Genomic DNA, 16,398 nt, shown 5'->3' on the forward strand with positions numbered 1-16,398 from the left:
GTCCTAAGCGTTCAAATGATACTTTGGTTGGAACGGATCAATTATGCTCAAGACCTCCACCTCACGTCGAGCCCCCATACTAGAGATCGTGCGCGAGCAAGGCTTCGCCTCGATCGAGCAACTTGCGACGCGTTTTGAGGTGACGCAGCAGACCATTCGCCGTGTCGTGAATGCGCTCTGCGATCAAGGATTGCTCCGGCGAATCCACGGCGGTGTCAGCCTTCCCGTCCAGAACCAGAATTTGGCCTATGGAAGCCGGCAAGGTTTGAACGCTGTCGCCAAGCAGCGCATTGCGCATGCGACCGCCAGGTTCATTCCCGATGGAGCATCGCTGATGATCGGACTTGGCACGACGCCAGAGTACGTTGCGCAGGCACTATCCCGTCGTCAGGATCTGCGCGTCATCACCAACAATCTGAACGTGGCTGCTGCATTCGCACAAAACCCTGAAGTCGAGATTACGATCGCCGGCGGCACCCTCCGCCCACTTGATCGGGATATTGTTGGCGAGGCCGCCGCGCGCTTCTTCGCGGGTTTTCGAGCCGACTACGGGATCTTCGGTGTCGGCGGCATCGATCAAGACGGCGCGCTGCTGGATTTTCACTTGGACGAGGTTCAAGCACGTCAATCAATCGTCGCCAATTCGCGCACGGCGGTGCTCGTCGCTGACACGACCAAGTTCGGTCGCAACGCGACGGTGCGAGGCGGCCATCTCGACGATTGTCACCACCTCTTCACCGACGGCCCGTTGCCGCCAATCTTTGAGCCGATCTCCACCAGATACGCCGATCGTATTCACGCAAGAGACTACACTCGCGAGAAATCCGAGCGGCTTGGCTACGACTAAACGGCACCGGCTGACGAACGCGTCCGTTTGCGTTACTTGAGCGAAGCCGGTCCCACATCCTCGTTCCGCCGCTCGCTCTCCGAACTTCGTACGCCATCAAAGCTCCCTTCCGGAAACCTCCCTGGAAAGAGCTCCACGCGAAACTCCTGGAGTTGCAAGGGGTGAAGTCGCCCTTCCCCGCGAGCCGGCATCCCATTCGCGACCGCGCTCGTTACCTACCTGAAGCTGCAGTGCTCGGCATACTGCTCGATCGATCGTTCATCTGGTCGCTGGGGTCCATTGTACCGCGAAGTTCGGATCAACTCCGTCCATACGCAAGTTGGGCCCGCACCGTTGTCCTGACGGTGCGTCGGCCACGCTCGATCGTGCCGTTCGATCGTCTAAGTCGTGCCATGCTCGGCTCGAGGACTTCGCGCACGCCGCCTAGTCGATCTTATTCAGCAGGCTGCAGCACTCGCTCCTTGACGGGCCCCTTTGTCTGATCTGCCGACTGGGCGCTGCCCTGATCACCGGGCGGAAGTCCGAAGCCCTTCACCAATCCGAAGATCGCCGGGATCACGATCAGCGTCAGCAGCGTGGAGGAGATCATCCCGCCTATCATCGGCACCGCGATCCGCTGCATGATTTCGGAGCCGGTCCCGGTGCTCCACATGATCGGCAGCAGGCCCGCCATGATCGCGACCACAGTCATCATCTTGGGCCGGACGCGCTCCACCGCGCCCTCCATGACGGCGTCGTAGAGATCGCCGCGGGTCAGGGCCCGCCCCTCGGCGGCACGCCTCGCCGCAGTCTCCGCCAGCGCCTGGTTGAGGTAGATCAGCATCACGACGCCGGTCTCTGCGGCGACGCCGGCGAGCGCGATGAAGCCGACGGCGACGGCAACGGAGAGGTTGAAGCCCAGCCACCACATCAGCCAAAACCCGCCGACCAGCGCGAACGGCAGCGAGAGCATCACGATCATCGTCTCGGTGATCGAGCGGAAGTTCAGGTAGAGTAGCAGGAAGATGATCATCATCGTCAGGGGAACGACGATCTTCAGCCGCGCGGTGGCCCGCTCCAGGTATTCGTACTGGCCGCTCCACATCACGTAGTAGCCGGCCGGAAACCGGATGCTGGCCTGCACGGCGGCTTTCGCGTCCGCGACGTAGCCCCCGAGGTCGCGGTCGCGGATGTCGACGTAGACGTAGGTCGCGAGCTGCCCGTTCTCGGTCCGGATCGAGGTCGGCCCGCGCGCCGGCGCGACCTTCGCCACCTCGCCGAGCGGCACAGCGCCGCCGGCGGGGAACGGCACCAGCACGTCGTTGGCGATAGCCTGCGGATTGTCGCGCAGATCGCGCGGGTAGCGCATGTTGACGGTGAAGCGCTGCCGGCCTTCCACGGTGGTGGTCACCGTCTGCCCGCCGAGCGCGATGGCGATCGTGTCCTGCACGTCTTGGACCATGATGCCGTAGCGCGCCAGCGCGGCCCGGTCCGGCGTGACCTCCAGATAGTAGCCGCCGATCCCGCGCTCGGCGTAGGCCGAGGAGGTGCCCGGAACGGTTTTGAGGACCTGCTCGATCTGCTTAGCGAGCTTGTCGATCTCGACGAGATCCGTCCCGATCACCTTGACGCCGATCGGAGTCCGGATGCCCGTCGACAGCATGTCGATGCGCGCCTTGATCGGCATGGTCCAGGCGTTCGACACCCCGGGAAACTGCAGCGCCTTGTCCATCTCGGCGATGAGCCCGTCGATGGTCATGCCGGGGCGCCACTCTTCCTTCGGCTTGAGGTTGACGAGGGTTTCGAACATCTCGGACGGTGCCGGATCGGTGGCGGTCGCAGCGCGCCCTGCCTTGCCGTAGACCGAGGCGACTTCCGGAAAGGATCGAATGATTCGGTCCTGGGTCTGCATCAGTTCGCCGGCCTTGGTGACGGAGATGCCCGGCAGCGTGGTCGGCATGTAGAGCAGCGTGCCTTCGTTGAGGTTCGGCATGAACTCGGTGCCGAGCTGGCGCGCCGGCCAGATGCTCACGGCCAGCACGGCGAGCGCGAGCACGACCACCAGCGTCTTCGCCCGCATGACGCCCTTGATCACCGGGCGGTAGATCCAGATCAGGAACCGGTTGATCGGATTCCGGTGCTCCGGAACGATCCGCCCGCGCACGAAGATCACCATCAGCGCCGGCACCAACGTCACCGAGAGGAGCGCGGCGGCCGCCATCGAGAACGTCTTGGTGAACGCAAGCGGGCTGAACAGCCGCCCCTCCTGCGATTCGAGCGTGAAGATCGGCATGAACGACACCGTGATGATCAGCAGGCTGAAGAACAGCGCCGGTCCGACCTCGGCCGCGGCGGCGATCAGGACGTCGATCCTGGACTTTCCCGGCTCGGCGCGTTCGAGGTGCTTGTGCGCGTTCTCGATCATGACGATGGCCGCATCGACCATGGCGCCGATCGCGATTGCGATGCCGCCGAGGCTCATGATGTTGGAGCCGAGGCCCAGCAGCTTCATGGCACCAAACGCCATCAAGATGCCGACCGGCAGCATCAGGATCGCGACAAGCGCGCTGCGCACGTGCAGCAGGAACACGATGCAGACCAGCGCGACAACGACACTTTCTTCGAACAGCGTGTGCTTGAGGGTGTCGATTGCCGCGTAGATCAGGTTGGAGCGATCGTAGACCGGGACGATCTCGACGGACTTCGGCAGGCTCGAGGCGATCTCCCGGAAGCGCTTCTTGACGTTCTGGATCACCTCCAGAGCATTGAGGCCGAAGCGCTGCAGCACGATGCCGCTGGCGACCTCGCCCTCGCCGTTCAGCTCCGCTATGCCGCGCCGCTCGTCGGGGCCGAGTTCGACCCTTGCGACGTCGCGCAGCAGCACGGGCGTGCCGCCGGACGTCTTCAGCACGATGTCGCCGAGGTCGTTGATCGACTTGATGTAGCCCTTGCCGCGGATGACGTACTCGAATTCGGAGAGTTCGACCGTTCGCCCGCCGACGTCGGCGTTGCTGGCGCGGATGGCGTCACGCATCTTCTGCATGGTGATTCCCCGGTCGCGCATGCGCTGCGGATCGAGGATCACGTTGTACTGCTTGACGAACCCGCCGACGCTCGCGACTTCCGCGACGCCCTCGGCCTTGGCCAGCGCGAACTTCAGATTCCAGTCCTGGAGGGTCCGCGTGTCGGCGAGGTTCAGTTCCTTCGACATCACCGCGTACTGGTAGACCCAGCCGACGCCGGTCGCGTCGGGACCGATCGTGGGTGTGACACCGGCCGGCAGGCGCGCGCTGGCGCCATTGAGGAATTCCAGCACGCGCGAGCGCGCCCAATAGATGTCCGTGCCGTCCTCGAAGATCACGTACACGAAAGAGACGCCGAAGAACGAGAAGCCGCGGACCACCTTCGATTTCGGGACCGTCAGCATCGCCGTCGTCAGCGGATAGGTGACCTGGTCCTCGATCACCTGCGGCGCCTGGCCGGGGTACTCGGTGTAGACGATCACCTGGGTATCCGAGAGATCCGGGATGGCATCGAGCGGCAGATGCAGAAGCGCGTACAGTCCCGCCGCGGCGGCGAAGCCGGTCCCGAACAGGACCAGCAGCAGGTTGCGGGCGGACCAGGCGATGAGGCGTGCGATCATTGCTGCGCCCCTTCGGCAAAGCCCTTCAGGGCGGCCTTCAGGTTGCTTTCGGCATCGATCAGGAAATTCGCCGAGACCACCACGGCATCGCCCTCCGCGAGGCCCTGCCGGATCTCCACGAAGCCGCCTCCCCGGTGGCCGAGCTTGACCTCGCGCGGCTCCAGCCGACCCTGCCCCTTGTCGATGAAAACGGCCTGCCGGCTCCCGGTGTCCATCACGGCGCTCTCCGGCACCGCGAGGACGGCCTCGCCGCTACCGGTGTCGATGTCGGCGTCGACGTACATGTCGTGCAGCAGGATCAGGTCCGGATTCTGCAGTTCAACGCGGACGCGCGCGGTCCGGGTCTCCTTGTTGATCTCGGGATAGATCACCTGGACCTGCCCAGTGAACTCCCGGCCCGGAAAGCTCCGCGCCTTCACCGCGACGGGCTGGCCCTTGGCGATCATGCCCAGATCGCGTTCGACGACGTCGATCAGCGCCCAAACAACGGAGTGGTCGGCGATCCGGAACAGGACGCCGCCGGGCTGCACGCGCATGCCTTCGATGGCATTGCGCTCCAGCACGATACCGTCGCGCGGCGAAGTCCACTCGATCGAGGTCGGCACCGTCCGGCTCTTCTCGATGGCGGAGATCGCAGCATCGGGCACGTCCAGATTCATCAGGCGCTGCCGCGATCCACGGCCATACTGAACGTCGCCGCTGGTCGTCTTCGAGGTGATGGTGGTCAGGTACTCGGCCGCCGCGGAGGACACCGCGGGGCTGTAGACCTCCATCAGGGGCTGGCCCTTGGCAACATGCGATCCGGTGGTGACGTCGGCGACCTTAAGGATGAAGCTTTCCGCCCGCATTGCGATCACGGAAATCCGCCGCTCGTCGAGGGCGATCGTGCCCGGCGCCCTGACGACGGTCCGGATCACCCGCCTCGCTACGGGCTCCGACTTGACGCCGGTACGCTGGATCTTCCCCGGGGAGAGCTTGACGGAGCCGTCGTCGCTGTCCTCGCCCTCGTAGACCGGGATGTAGTCCATCCCCATGGAATCCTTCTTCGGCGCCGGGGAGGTGTCCGGCAGGCCCATGGGATTGCGGTAGTATTTGATCCATCGCGCTCCGGAATCGCCGGCCGTTGTCGCCGGCTGGTCGTCGTCGAAGCCGACGTCGGCGCCAGCGGGCACGGCGCGGTAATCCCGGCCATCCGGCGTCTTTCTTGGCACAAGCGAGTAAGACGGCTTGCCGTCCGGATCCTGGTAGTAGATCGGGGCGCCGCTCTCCTCGGCCGCAGCGAGGCCGATCACGGCTCGAGCCGCCGGCCGCTGCGGGCCGGCGATGACGAATGCGATTCCGGCCGCCGCGATCAACGCGGCGACCAGGCTTGTGGCGATCGGGCGGGTCATTTGTGCGCCGTGATGACGAGCTTGTTCTCGACGCTACCCGTCTCGCCCTGGACCTTGGCGCCCAGCGAAAGCTGCCACCGTCCCGCCATGCCAAAGCTTGCCTTGAAGCGGTAGGTGCCGGGCTCGGTCCCGGGCATGGCCGTGACCTTGGTCGCCATCTCCTGCATCCCGTCCGGAGCCATGTCCAAACGGCTGGCGAAGATCACCGCCTCCGGCACCGGTTTGCCGGTCTTGGTGTTCACGAGCCTGACCGTGATGATCTTGTCGGGCCCGGCCTGGACTGACTGGTCGACGAGCTCGAACGTGTAGTCCTTGATGTCGGCCAATGCGGCCGTGCTTGTGCCGCCGATGGTCGCAGCGATCAACGCGGCCTGGACGGCCCGCGCGAAGGTAGACGTCTTCATGTTGTGTGTCCTCGATATCCTGAATTCGCCGCCGAGGCGGCGTGCGTCATCCGGGCGCAAAGCGCTCGGACGCAATCGGCGTCAAGCGCCGTTCAGGCCAGGATTCGAGGGGGTTGGTCGGGAGGTGGACGGATCAAACCGTCGCCGACCACGTCGTCCGCCACTGAGTGGGTGGTCCGGATTGCGTGCCGCAGCGGAAGGGCGGCGGCCTCAGAGGGTCCCGCCTGGGCCGTCTTCAACACGCACATTGCAACCAGCGGACAGTCTTGACAGTCCTTGCTCTTCTGCTCCTCCGGACAACAGGGCATGTCGGCCGACATGGACATGTTGGCCATCACGGCCGATCGCGCGTGCGCAGCGGCGGCCGGCGTGATCAGAGGCGCCAGCATCAGGCCGAGGCTCACAAAGAACGCGAAAGTGAGTTTGAGCAGTCGCCGCAAATGCATGACACGACCATCCCACGAAAAGTGAAACTATGGAAGCCAGCCCGGTTCACATGTTCGCCAGCCAAACCTGCCGGATCTCAGCCGCAGCAGGACTCTCGGTCCTCATCGCCGGACTGGATCGGCGGACACGGGATCGACCCGTAGCTGCAGAACACGCAGCAGCCGATCAAACGCGGGGTCAGCTAGGGCCAAACATTGGTAGGTGGACATCCAGTTTCAGCCGCGAACGTTCGCACGCAGACAATCCCTCGGCTCTCCAGTAGCGTCGGTCATGCCGGGCCGGGGAGCCGCTTTCCGCGAGGCGATCCAGCCGACGACTATCGATAGTGTCGCGACGACAAGCGGCGCCACCGCGTGCCCGTATTCGCCGTGCAATGTGACGGTCGCGAGCGCCGCCAACATCACGGTGCAGCCCAGCGCCGAGCCCCACAGCCGCGTTCGTGCCCGCACCAGCAGAACGGCGGTCGTGAGCTCTAGCGATCCGGTCACGAAATGGAACCAGTGTGGGTATCCCCACCGAAGATATTCCTCGTAGATGGACCCCGGGGCGAAGATGTTGCTGAGCGATCCCACGACGAAGAAAACAGCAAGCGCCAAGGCCGAGACTTGGCTCCAGGAATTCTTTGACATTTGTCTATCCTTTTCTGATGAGGGCGCCGAAGGACCTGTGTGGCCGCCAAGAGAGGGGCGGCCGCGACGCATTCTTTCCGAAGGAGATGCGACTTTCCGGAGCAGGTTCGAAAGTCGCATCTCATCGCTGATCCGGACCTACGCCGTGGCGGTCTTCTGGGCCGCCGCGAAGACATCGCGGGGCAGCGTTGTGCCGGCGACGTGCTCCGTGCCCGCTACGCCGAGGTCCATCCAGCCCGCGTTGACGGCCTCGAACATCGCTTCAGCCGGTCCGGTTTGGCCCTTCGGGATGCCGAACTGTTCGAACGCTGCCGACCACTCGGCCCGCGGCACTGCGAACGCCCTGACTTCGCGCTGCATGACATCTCCCAGTTGCGCTGCGACTTCATCCGCGCTGACCATCGAACCAAGTTCGATGACGCGATGCCCCGACCACGCCGGCCCGGTCAGCAGCGTCGCCGCCTCGGCACCGATGTCGTTCGTCGCGGCCATGGTCGATTTCCGGTTGGTCGGATTGTAGTAGACGGGGAGCGTGCCGCCCTGGGCGGCGTGCAGGCCGTAAAGGAAATTTTCGAAAAACCCGCCGGCGCGCACGAAGGCGGTCGGCGATGTCAGTTTGCGAAGGCTCTGCTCCAGCAACGACAGGGCTGTGATCATCCCCAACCCGCTGGTTCTGTTCGCACCCATCGACGAGAGCCCGACGACCCGCGGGGGCGCGGCCTTGGTCAACGCCTCGACATAATTCGCGATGACCCCCTTGGCTTCCCTAAAGTCCGGCGAGGGAGCCCAGACGGCCGGCAACATGACAAACGCGCCGTCGACGCCCTTGAGCGCCCGCTCGATGGCGGCCGCATTGTTCCAGTCGCCGTCGACCAGTTCCACGCCTTGGTCCGACCAGCTTGCCGCCTTCGCGCGATCGCGAACCAGCGCGCGTACTTTCTTACCTTGGGCCAGCAGATGCCTGGTCGTTGCGCCGCCGACTTTTCCCGTGATTCCCGTGACTAGAAACATACGTATTCTCCCGGTGTTAAATGGTCTACGTTCTAGGGCAGGTCTCACATAGAGACCTGAGGTCTGCACCGTAAGGAGGCAGTTTTTTGTAACCAGGAGAGAAAAAGGAGACCGGCATGAGCGACGCATTGAGTGCGATCGAGCGATTCAGCCGATATCAATCGGACGACGCCCGGTCAGCAGAATCCGTACACTGCCCGGTGCGCGACGTACTCGACTGCATCGGCGATAAGTGGAGCATACTCATGATCATGACCCTCGCGACGCGACCGCAGCGCTTCAGCGAGCTTCATCGAGCCATCCGCGATATCTCGAAGCGCATGCTCACCCAGACGCTGCGCGACCTGGAGCGCGACGGACTTGTCACCCGCAATGTCTTTCCGACCAAGCCACCGAGCGTTGAATATTACCTTTCCCCGCTAGGCCAATCCCTGCTCGAGCCGATGGCGAGCCTCATCGATTGGGCCGACCGGCGTTATTCCGATATCCATGCCGCGCGCGTCCGCTTTGACGGAGCCCCCTGTGATGTCCCGCGCTAGTGATCTGGTGCAGAAGTTCGCATGGGGCGAACACCACGGTCTCGCTCGGCCTCTACAGCTGCTTTTGCGACATTTCGAGGCCATTGCTCTAGCCCTGTTGAGCTGCCCGTACGATAAGATGCTAACTGCGCGCCGACCAGGTGACGAACGATGTCGCCTGTTTGCTTCGGCGGTGGGGACCTTAGCCGTCAAGGAAGTGACTGATGATCGATTTTGCCATGCCGGAGACGCGCTATGCGCTCAGCGGCGACGTCAATATCGCCTATCAAACGCTGGGTAGCGGACCCGTCGATATCATCATGGTCCCGGGCATCATTTCGCATGTCGAATTCTTGCATGAACTGCGCGGTTATACCGCTTTCATGCGCCGCCTTTCGACCTTCGCCCGCGTGGTTTCCTTCGACAAGAGAGGCCAGGGGCTTTCCGACAGGGTGGCCGGGGCCCCTTCGCTCGAACAGCGGATGGATGATGTTCGCGCCGTCATGGACAGCATCGGGTCAACCCAGACCGCGCTGCTTGGCGTTTCCGAGGGATGCGCGATGAGCGTCATGTTTGCTGCCACCTATCCCGAGCGCGTATCCAAACTCATCCTCTTTGGCGGCTATCGACGGCGACGCGACTTGCCCGGAGACGGCGAGCAACGGGCCATACAGCTCATGAAGTCGTGGGGCACGGGCGCGATGATCAACAGAGTTGCTCCCAGCCTCGCGACCGATCCTGCCGCCGTAGCGCAATTCGCCAAGTATGAAAGGCTTGCAGCCAGTCCCGGAGCCATAAAGCAGTTTGCCCTGCTGAATGCGTCGATCGATGTGAGTCAGCTGCTTGAGAACGTACGCGCTCCGACGCTCGTGCTGCATCGTCACGGCGACGTGCAGGTACCGGTCGAGCATGGCCGCGATTTAGCCGCGGGGATTCCCGGCGCGCGATTCATCGAATATGCCGGAGATGACCACAGTCCATATTTCGGCTTCAGCGATCGCGACGAGCTGCTTGGCGATATCGAAGAGTTCATGACGGGGCATCGCGACGGCTCGCCGGAGGATATCGATCGCGTTCTCGCCACGGTCCTATTCACGGATATCGTCGATTCAACGCGCCGCGCCGCCGAAGCCGGCGACCGGGCATGGCGCAAATTGCTCGACAGTCACGATGAACTGGCGTCGCAAATCGTCGAGAAGCATCGCGGCACTTTGATCAAGTCCACCGGCGATGGCATTCTCGCCACCTTCGACGGACCAGCCCGCGCCGTTCGTTGCGCCCTCGCGCTTGGAACAGCTGCAAAACAGATTGGCTTGGCGCTCCGAGTGGGTCTTCACACCGGCGAAATCGAGATCAGGGGCCGCGATATAGGCGGCGTCGCCGTGCATGCAGCTTCGCGCGTTATGACCCAGTCGCAGCCTGACGAAGTCTTGGTGTCACGGGTCGTCACCGATCTCGTCGCAGGCGCGGGTTTGAGGTTCGCCGAGCGCGGATCGCATGAACTTAAGGGACTTCCGGGCCGGTGGGATCTGTTCGCAGCGATCATCTAAGTGAAGGGCCGCTCTTGATGCTATTGGCGAACCAGATTTGCTCAGGTTGAGTTCTTCGCATTTTGACCCAGTGCGGACAATCGGCCTGACGGACGCTAGGAGATCAACTATTGCGCGGGTCGCCCTGAAGCGGAGATCCCGCTCGCCCACTCTTTCGCTTGGCTATTAATTTCGCCGCGCGGAGGACGGTCGCTGGACCGTGAAAGCGCAAGCCCGGCACGTAAGGCAAAGAGCACAACAACCGATGAGGACGGCGGCATAACTTCCTGTCCAATCGATGCTGACTGCGAAAGGCAGCGGTCCGAATGCCGCGCCCGCGATGCCGAAGATGAACGACGCTCCCCTGATTGCACCAAGACGGTCGCGGCCGATACTGGGCGTAACCGGCGGCGTTGATGGCCTGCAGTGAGCCGGACGCCCCGCCCAAACTCAGCGCATACAGTACGCTGATGGCGATGCCACTGCCGAACGCCGGAAGACCTGATGCCGGCGCAAGCATCAACATCGCCAGCGGAACTAGGTGCCGGGAAGCGACCGCCCCACCCGCAAACATCCGCATGGATACGACAAGAATGCCTATAAAGGCCGCAACGTCATTGAGCGCATGGTTCTTGAGTCCAGACCCCAGGAGGTTCAAAGGCGAGTCTGGATGCTGCCGTTGATCGGCCTAGAAGATTCGCGCCCAGCAATTCCCGCCATTCAAAAAGAAAATGCCTTGTTTAAAATATAATATATAATACCATGGTTTTATATTTCATTTAAATCGAGGAGAGCGCAGCGTGACCCGGGACGGCAACGAAGACGACGACCGGCGGGCGTTTTTGAAGACATGCGGAAGATTCGCGGCCGTGACGCCCCCGGTCATGACATTGCTTCTGTCCACCTCCCTGACCTCGAAAGCCATTGCACGTTCGGGCGGTCTGAACGGAGCGACGCAGGGCGACAGGAACCAGTCTGTCTTCGACAACGATCGGTCCTCCGCGGTAAGGTCGGGGACCTCCAGTAGCGGCGGATCATCCGGAGGGGGTGGAGCACCCGGCGGTGGCCGGCCCAGCTCACCTCATGCTGCTGCAGGGACACCCGTTGGCGGCGGATCCGCTGGTGCCGGAGGCAATGGTAAGGGGCCTTTCGCGACCGGCGGCAGCTCCGGAAGCCCGACCGCATATGGCGGCGTCGATTGCGCAGATGAAGAGGAAGAGAGGCTCAAGGCCAATTGCGACCGCGCTATCACTCGGGTATCGAGCGCGACCAAAGCCGAAAATTAGCATCGTTTCAGCGCATGCATAGCGCATTGACTTGCCCAGCCAGCACGTCGGCTCATTTGCTGCGGCATGCTGAAAAGCGTGGCTCGGGTTGCGGGGGCCGCGGGCCTGGACATCCGAGAACCTCCTTGAGAGGCAGACCCGATTCCCGTGAGTCGAAAAGGCGTTGTTGCGCTTAACGTCCTCGTCATTTCGCGCTGGCGGGATCTCGCTGTGTAAGACCGGTAGCACTCGACTCACGAGGCGCTGAATGCAGCTCATTCCGTGAAATTGCCAATGCCGCGAGAACTGTCCGATTACTGATGTCCAGTTTTTGAAAGATGTGATGAAGGTGGACTTTGATCGTACCGTCGGCAATGTTCAGGCAACGCCCAATTTCCTTATTCGATAGGCCCTCCGATACGAGCCGCATGATCTGCCGCTCCCGGTCCGTCAGCTGGGTCAGGGACTTCTCCTCACCTGCGCGAGAGTCTTCAGCAACCTGCCCAGTGCTGTGCGACCGTGACGCCAATCCTCGGATCTGAACAACCTTCCGCAGGGTGGCGACTAACGTCTCCGGCTTCGCATGCTTCGTGAGGACGAGACAGACCCCGCCGGCAACCAGCTTCTGCAACGCGTCATCGCCAGCCGTATCGACGAAGAAAACTACCCGAGTACCCTGGCCCGCGGTGTTTGCCAGAGCCAGGAAGTCAGACCGGCTCATTTCAGGCGCGCCCAAATCCACCAGCGCAATGTCCGGCACAAGAAGTCGAATTGCCTCGATGCAGCTTGCAGCATCTCCGCATGAGGCCACGATCGCAAAATCGTGCTGCGTCGCCAAGACGCTGCTGATTCCCTCCAAAACGATCGGGTGCCGATCCGCGATGACAATTCTGATGCGACGCATGCTTCCTCTGCCCAATTCGTAAACCCATAATGCGGCAGTTTATTCCAGCAACGTCTTCGGTAACGTTCGCTAACCATAAAGCCAATTTGCAATGTCAAAGTGTCGCACTTGCTGAGGCACATCTCGCAACGCTTGACCGCGGTGTGAGCGTAACTCACTCTGAAATTGCGTGCACCACCGTACGAACCCGGGCTCTGCTCGAAACGCAAAAACGCGAAATCTTCGGCGGAAGCCGACCTTCCGGGCAATTTTTGATAGTAACGCAAGTAAACTTCGCCCGGCCGGTGTATTTTGGGCGCGGGGTGAGTCGCTGACTATCATAATCGACATCCATCTAATCGGTCCACCGCTGCTATATTACGAAGGATATATAGGGATATCCGCGATTCAAATCTAACATTCAACGAAGTTTCGCCTAAAACGAGGCGATCCAACCCGGGGAGGCTGCAGAGTAATATTATCGTCGAGGAGCGTTCATCCGACGCAAAGAACGGCTCCGATCCTTTGATTTTGTGTATCGGCGCGGAGCTCAAATGAGGAATGAAAATTTTTCAAACTGCCTGATTTCAACGAAAGCACCCTGCCAATGCTCGTTTCGAGCGAAATCCAGGGAAAAGGCCTTCAATCTAACTGTAGCACCGATGAACAACTGGTCAGCAGAGTTGAACCGGCGTCTTCGTCAGCCCGGCAATTTCACTGAGCGGTTACGAGGTGATCTTTGTAACGAGTGTAGGTGGTCACATGCATTCTTCGGCTGTTCTGCGTCAAACTCATCAGGATCTGATCGTTCAATTCACCGAATTGCGGAATTTGCGTAGTCGCGTATTGCAGGCCGAGCAACGGATGTTTGGCCCCCGACGAGCCAACCGGCGAAGGGCCTCTGGGAGGCGCCTGCTCGGTCGGACAACCGGCACGAGGCGGTAGCGGCGACAGGCGTCGGACTTCGCGCTGGCCGCCTGCCCCGCCAACCGATCGCGCTTGCCGGACCGGGCTTCGACCTGATATCCCCTCCACCTTCTGTTTGACGGAAGTAGCTGGGGACGGCTTCCATGGGTAAGGACGACTGGACATCCGTCCCTACGGGGGACCTTTGGCAACTTTACGACGAGGTGACCACGGTTCTCAGTCGCAGGATGACTGCGGAAAAAGCCAAGCTCGAACAGCGGCTTCGCAGGATAGAGGGAACCGCCGGCACTCCCACCGAGGAGCGTGCACGGCGCCCCTACCCTCCAGTGCTGCCGAAGTACCGGAATCCTAAGAAACCATCCCAAACCTGGTCTGGTCGCGGTAAGCAGCCCCGATGGCTGAAAGAGCAGCTTCGCGCCGGCAAAAAGCTGACCGACCTGTTGATCAACCGCTCATCCGGCCAGAAGCGCCGCCAGACCGGCTGAGCACAAGCAATCGTTGTACCGGCGCCCGCGCGAACGCCGGCATGGCTGTCGCGGGCCGTTGGCGCCACCCTTCAGCGGTCGTCATCCTCTTTGCCGTTAGGACTGCCGTCCCCGCCGCCGTTGCCGCCCCCATTGTTGCCGTGCACAATTCGGCCAGCCGAACCCGCGATGGCGGCCGAGGTAAGAGAGGTGGAGAGCAACAAGGTCATAGCTGGAGGGGTCACGGCGGCAAATCTTCCGCAACTCTTCAAGAACTCACGACGGTCTTCGCTGTCGGCGTCCAGGTGGGTCATCGGGGTCATCCTGCAACATTCCAGCCCTCGATTAAATCGTACGTCAAACTAGCGGAAGCGCAACTTAAATTTCTTAACTGAGTAATTATTTATTCCTCCGGCTTGCGCATTGGTCTTGCCATTAGATCGGTAGCGACCGGAGTTGCGGCGAAAATGGAAACTTGGGCCGGCCGCGGATTGCATTATTTCGACGTTGAGGGCCGCTGAAGGCGCGCAGGACAGCCAAACGCCTTGGCACCTGTAGGAATATCCCTGTTGACCAGTGAATTTGCACCTATGATCGCGCGGTCGCCGATCGTTACACCCATTTGGACAACCGAATTCGGGCCTATATATACTCCATTGCCGATCCAGGTGGGTGCGTAATCGATCGGATCCCGGCCGAGCGAAATTGAACGATTTACGGTATGATGTGTGTAGATCTGGACGCCAGCAGAGATGGAGCACCAGTCCCCTATCTGCAAATCTCCACCCGAGCCATCCAGGATACATCCTGGTCCAATCCAGGTATTTCGTCCGACCTTGACAGACCCCAGAACGAGCACGTTGTCGTACATCGTGGTTCCCTCGCCGAAGCCATATGCCGCGGCGTTTTGGTCGCGTTCGGTGAGAAGATCTCCGATTGAGACTCTTCGGTCAAATTGTTCTTTTTTGCGAACTGCAAGAACTCGCAGAAACTCTCGGATGAGCGCGACCCATTGATCGACTCGGCGATCGGGCATTCTGGGATCTAAGGGCATCGGAAGCCACCACGTGATTTGCAACTGCGAACAATGCAACCGGAGCCAGACCCGCGGTCGTTTGAATCTGGGAGAATGGCACTGGCTTCGGCTCCGCACAAAGCGTTTTCGAACATACGCGGTCCAGGCCGTGCTCCGCGCCGGAGCTGCGAGCGGGCCCCTTTGATGGGTCGCGGCTACTTGCCCATTGGCCTCAAGCAACGGAAGCCCGGGACGTAGACGGCCACGCCTGTTCGTCAACGCTGTGGGTTCGGTCGGTCAAAACCAACTTTTCAAACGGTTCGGGTTCAATGCCCCTCCGGATGAAGGGGGGCGCCTATCTATTCCCTGCGAACAGGGAAGTTTACAGGGAAAGCGCGCCGGGCGCAGGGCCGCTGCCCCCCTCCCAAGTTGCGGCAAGGCCTTAGATTCGCGAAGCAAATCCCAACCGTGAACCTGCCCTGCGCCCACATCCAACAGGGAAATTTTCGCTGGCGAACAGGGAATTTGTTTGCCTTGCGCAGGGAAGTACCGCTCCGGGGCGGCTCCGAGCCGAACTTGAGGGTGTTCGCTAGAGGGCTATCGTAGCCAGGACAAAGAGGATCCCGGCCAAGGGGTTTCTGAGAATCGTGGGGCCGGGGCCGTTCGGTAGGTGGGGATCGCCGAGCATTGCGGAGCGTCCCGCGATCGAGCGAGCCTGCGCGATCAGGAAGGCGTTAGCCCCGCTCAGAATGCCCCCTTAAGAATTACGATTTTGTCCGGGTGGTTGGAACCTGAGTTCTTGCTTTGCCTTTTGACCACCTGCTCAAGCTCAAGCGCCTCTATGGCAAGCTCATCTGCCAAGCGTCCAAACAGTTCACGCTTTTCCGGATCGCTCGCCCGTCTGCTCATCAGGGCGAGATCTGCGGCATCGGCGCGGAGCTTGGCCAATTTTGCCCTGAGGTCCCTCATGTGATTCGGCCCAGATCCTAAACCACCTTTCGGGTGGCGTACGGGTCAACGACGGAAACAGGCTATAGGTTCTTCCTTAACCGCGCGTTAGGCCGGCGCCGCGATTATCATATCGGATCGATCACCATTCTGAATTGACGAGTAGCTCCGCTTCGGCCGTTCATCAAAGAATTCCAGAACGAAGCCAATTTGCTCACGCATCAGCCCCGCGCGAGGGGTAAGCGAAGCGCCCGCTTTTGCCGACCAGAGCGGCGCGCGCTCATAGTGGTCCAGGCCCATGAGACGCTTTGCATCCGCGGGGACCGGGCAGTCCAGCAGCGCTGCCAACATCTGCTGGCCGGCGGCGCGGATGCGCACCAGCTCTAAGCTTGGCCCGTACATGGCGAGCACGAGCTGGCCAAGACCGAGCTCAAGAAGCTGCTGCCGGAGGATGCCAAGGAGGCGTTTGGCCACGGTATTCGCGCCAAGCGCTCCAAG

General features: G+C 61.6%; 15 protein-coding genes and 1 pseudogene. 6 read left to right on the top strand and 10 right to left on the bottom strand.

Annotated elements, in window-relative coordinates:
• Window positions 1-43: 43 nt before the first annotated feature.
• Window positions 44-847: a DeoR/GlpR family DNA-binding transcription regulator gene (locus tag IVA74_RS39980; RefSeq protein ID WP_247353551.1), complete on the top strand. Its 804-nt coding sequence runs from the start codon at window positions 44-46 to the stop codon at window positions 845-847.
• 433 nt (window positions 848-1,280) lie between these two features.
• Here IVA74_RS39980 and IVA74_RS39985 read toward each other — a convergent pair whose 3' ends face one another.
• From IVA74_RS39985 to IVA74_RS40010, 6 genes are all read right to left on the bottom strand, one after another.
• Window positions 1,281-4,469: a CusA/CzcA family heavy metal efflux RND transporter gene (locus IVA74_RS39985; RefSeq protein ID WP_247353553.1), complete on the bottom strand. Its 3,189-nt coding sequence runs from the start codon at window positions 4,467-4,469 to the stop codon at window positions 1,281-1,283.
• Entirely contained in the window at window positions 4,466-5,860 is a 1,395-nt protein-coding gene (locus tag IVA74_RS39990; RefSeq protein ID WP_247353555.1) for an efflux RND transporter periplasmic adaptor subunit, read from the bottom strand. The genes IVA74_RS39985 and IVA74_RS39990 overlap by 4 nt, the downstream gene beginning before the upstream one ends.
• Window positions 5,857-6,264: a FixH family protein gene (locus IVA74_RS39995; protein ID WP_247353557.1), complete on the bottom strand. Its 408-nt coding sequence runs from the start codon at window positions 6,262-6,264 to the stop codon at window positions 5,857-5,859. Before IVA74_RS39995 ends, IVA74_RS39990 begins: the two co-directional genes overlap by 4 nt.
• A gap of 92 nt (window positions 6,265-6,356) precedes the next feature.
• Window positions 6,357-6,710, bottom strand: a complete 354-nt coding sequence (locus IVA74_RS40000; protein WP_247353559.1) for a hypothetical protein — start codon at window positions 6,708-6,710, stop codon at window positions 6,357-6,359.
• A 216-nt stretch (window positions 6,711-6,926) separates the two neighbouring features.
• Complete coding sequence (locus tag IVA74_RS40005) at window positions 6,927-7,340, bottom strand: DoxX family protein (RefSeq protein ID WP_247353561.1); 414 nt, start codon at window positions 7,338-7,340, stop codon at window positions 6,927-6,929.
• Window positions 7,341-7,478: 138 nt separating this feature from the next.
• Window positions 7,479-8,351: an NmrA family NAD(P)-binding protein gene (locus IVA74_RS40010; protein WP_247353563.1), complete on the bottom strand. Its 873-nt coding sequence runs from the start codon at window positions 8,349-8,351 to the stop codon at window positions 7,479-7,481.
• A 116-nt stretch (window positions 8,352-8,467) separates the two neighbouring features.
• On the opposite strand from IVA74_RS40010, the gene IVA74_RS40015 reads away from it, so the two are divergent.
• The 3 genes from IVA74_RS40015 (at window position 8,468) to IVA74_RS40025 (ending at window position 11,149) form a co-directional block, all read left to right on the top strand.
• Window positions 8,468-8,890, top strand: a complete 423-nt coding sequence (locus IVA74_RS40015) for a helix-turn-helix domain-containing protein (protein ID WP_247353565.1) — start codon at window positions 8,468-8,470, stop codon at window positions 8,888-8,890.
• A 203-nt stretch (window positions 8,891-9,093) separates the two neighbouring features.
• Window positions 9,094-10,419 carry an adenylate/guanylate cyclase domain-containing protein gene (locus tag IVA74_RS40020; RefSeq protein WP_247353567.1) on the top strand — a complete coding sequence of 442 codons (1,326 nt, stop codon included), beginning with the start codon at window positions 9,094-9,096 and terminating at the stop codon, window positions 10,417-10,419.
• Between the two features lie 520 nt (window positions 10,420-10,939).
• Entirely contained in the window at window positions 10,940-11,149 is a 210-nt protein-coding gene (locus IVA74_RS40025) for a hypothetical protein (protein WP_247353569.1), read from the top strand.
• A gap of 719 nt (window positions 11,150-11,868) precedes the next feature.
• Here IVA74_RS40025 and IVA74_RS40030 read toward each other — a convergent pair.
• On the bottom strand, window positions 11,869-12,567 hold the full coding sequence (locus IVA74_RS40030; protein WP_247353571.1) for a response regulator transcription factor: 699 nt from the start codon (window positions 12,565-12,567) through the stop codon (window positions 11,869-11,871).
• 1,049 nt (window positions 12,568-13,616) lie between these two features.
• Here IVA74_RS40030 and IVA74_RS40035 point away from each other — a divergent pair.
• Window positions 13,617-13,958, top strand: coding sequence for an H-NS histone family protein (locus IVA74_RS40035; protein WP_247353572.1), 342 nt, complete (start codon window positions 13,617-13,619; stop codon window positions 13,956-13,958).
• 71 nt (window positions 13,959-14,029) lie between these two features.
• Here the strand turns inward: IVA74_RS40035 and IVA74_RS40040 are convergent, their stop codons facing one another.
• From IVA74_RS40040 to IVA74_RS40050, 3 genes are all read right to left on the bottom strand, one after another.
• Window positions 14,030-14,260 (bottom strand): hypothetical protein, encoded by a 231-nt coding sequence (locus IVA74_RS40040; protein WP_247353574.1) that lies wholly within the window; start codon window positions 14,258-14,260, stop codon window positions 14,030-14,032.
• A gap of 173 nt (window positions 14,261-14,433) precedes the next feature.
• Complete coding sequence (locus IVA74_RS40045; RefSeq protein WP_247353575.1) at window positions 14,434-14,973, bottom strand: acyltransferase; 540 nt, start codon at window positions 14,971-14,973, stop codon at window positions 14,434-14,436.
• Window positions 14,974-15,696: 723 nt separating this feature from the next.
• Complete coding sequence (locus IVA74_RS40050; protein WP_247353577.1) at window positions 15,697-15,900, bottom strand: hypothetical protein; 204 nt, start codon at window positions 15,898-15,900, stop codon at window positions 15,697-15,699.
• A 399-nt stretch (window positions 15,901-16,299) separates the two neighbouring features.
• On the opposite strand from IVA74_RS40050, the pseudogene IVA74_RS40055 reads away from it, so the two are divergent.
• Window positions 16,300-16,398: pseudogene (locus IVA74_RS40055) on the top strand (endonuclease); the annotation flags it as partial.

This window comes from Bradyrhizobium sp. 132 (genome assembly GCF_023074185.1).
GTDB lineage: Bacteria > Pseudomonadota > Alphaproteobacteria > Rhizobiales > Xanthobacteraceae > Bradyrhizobium.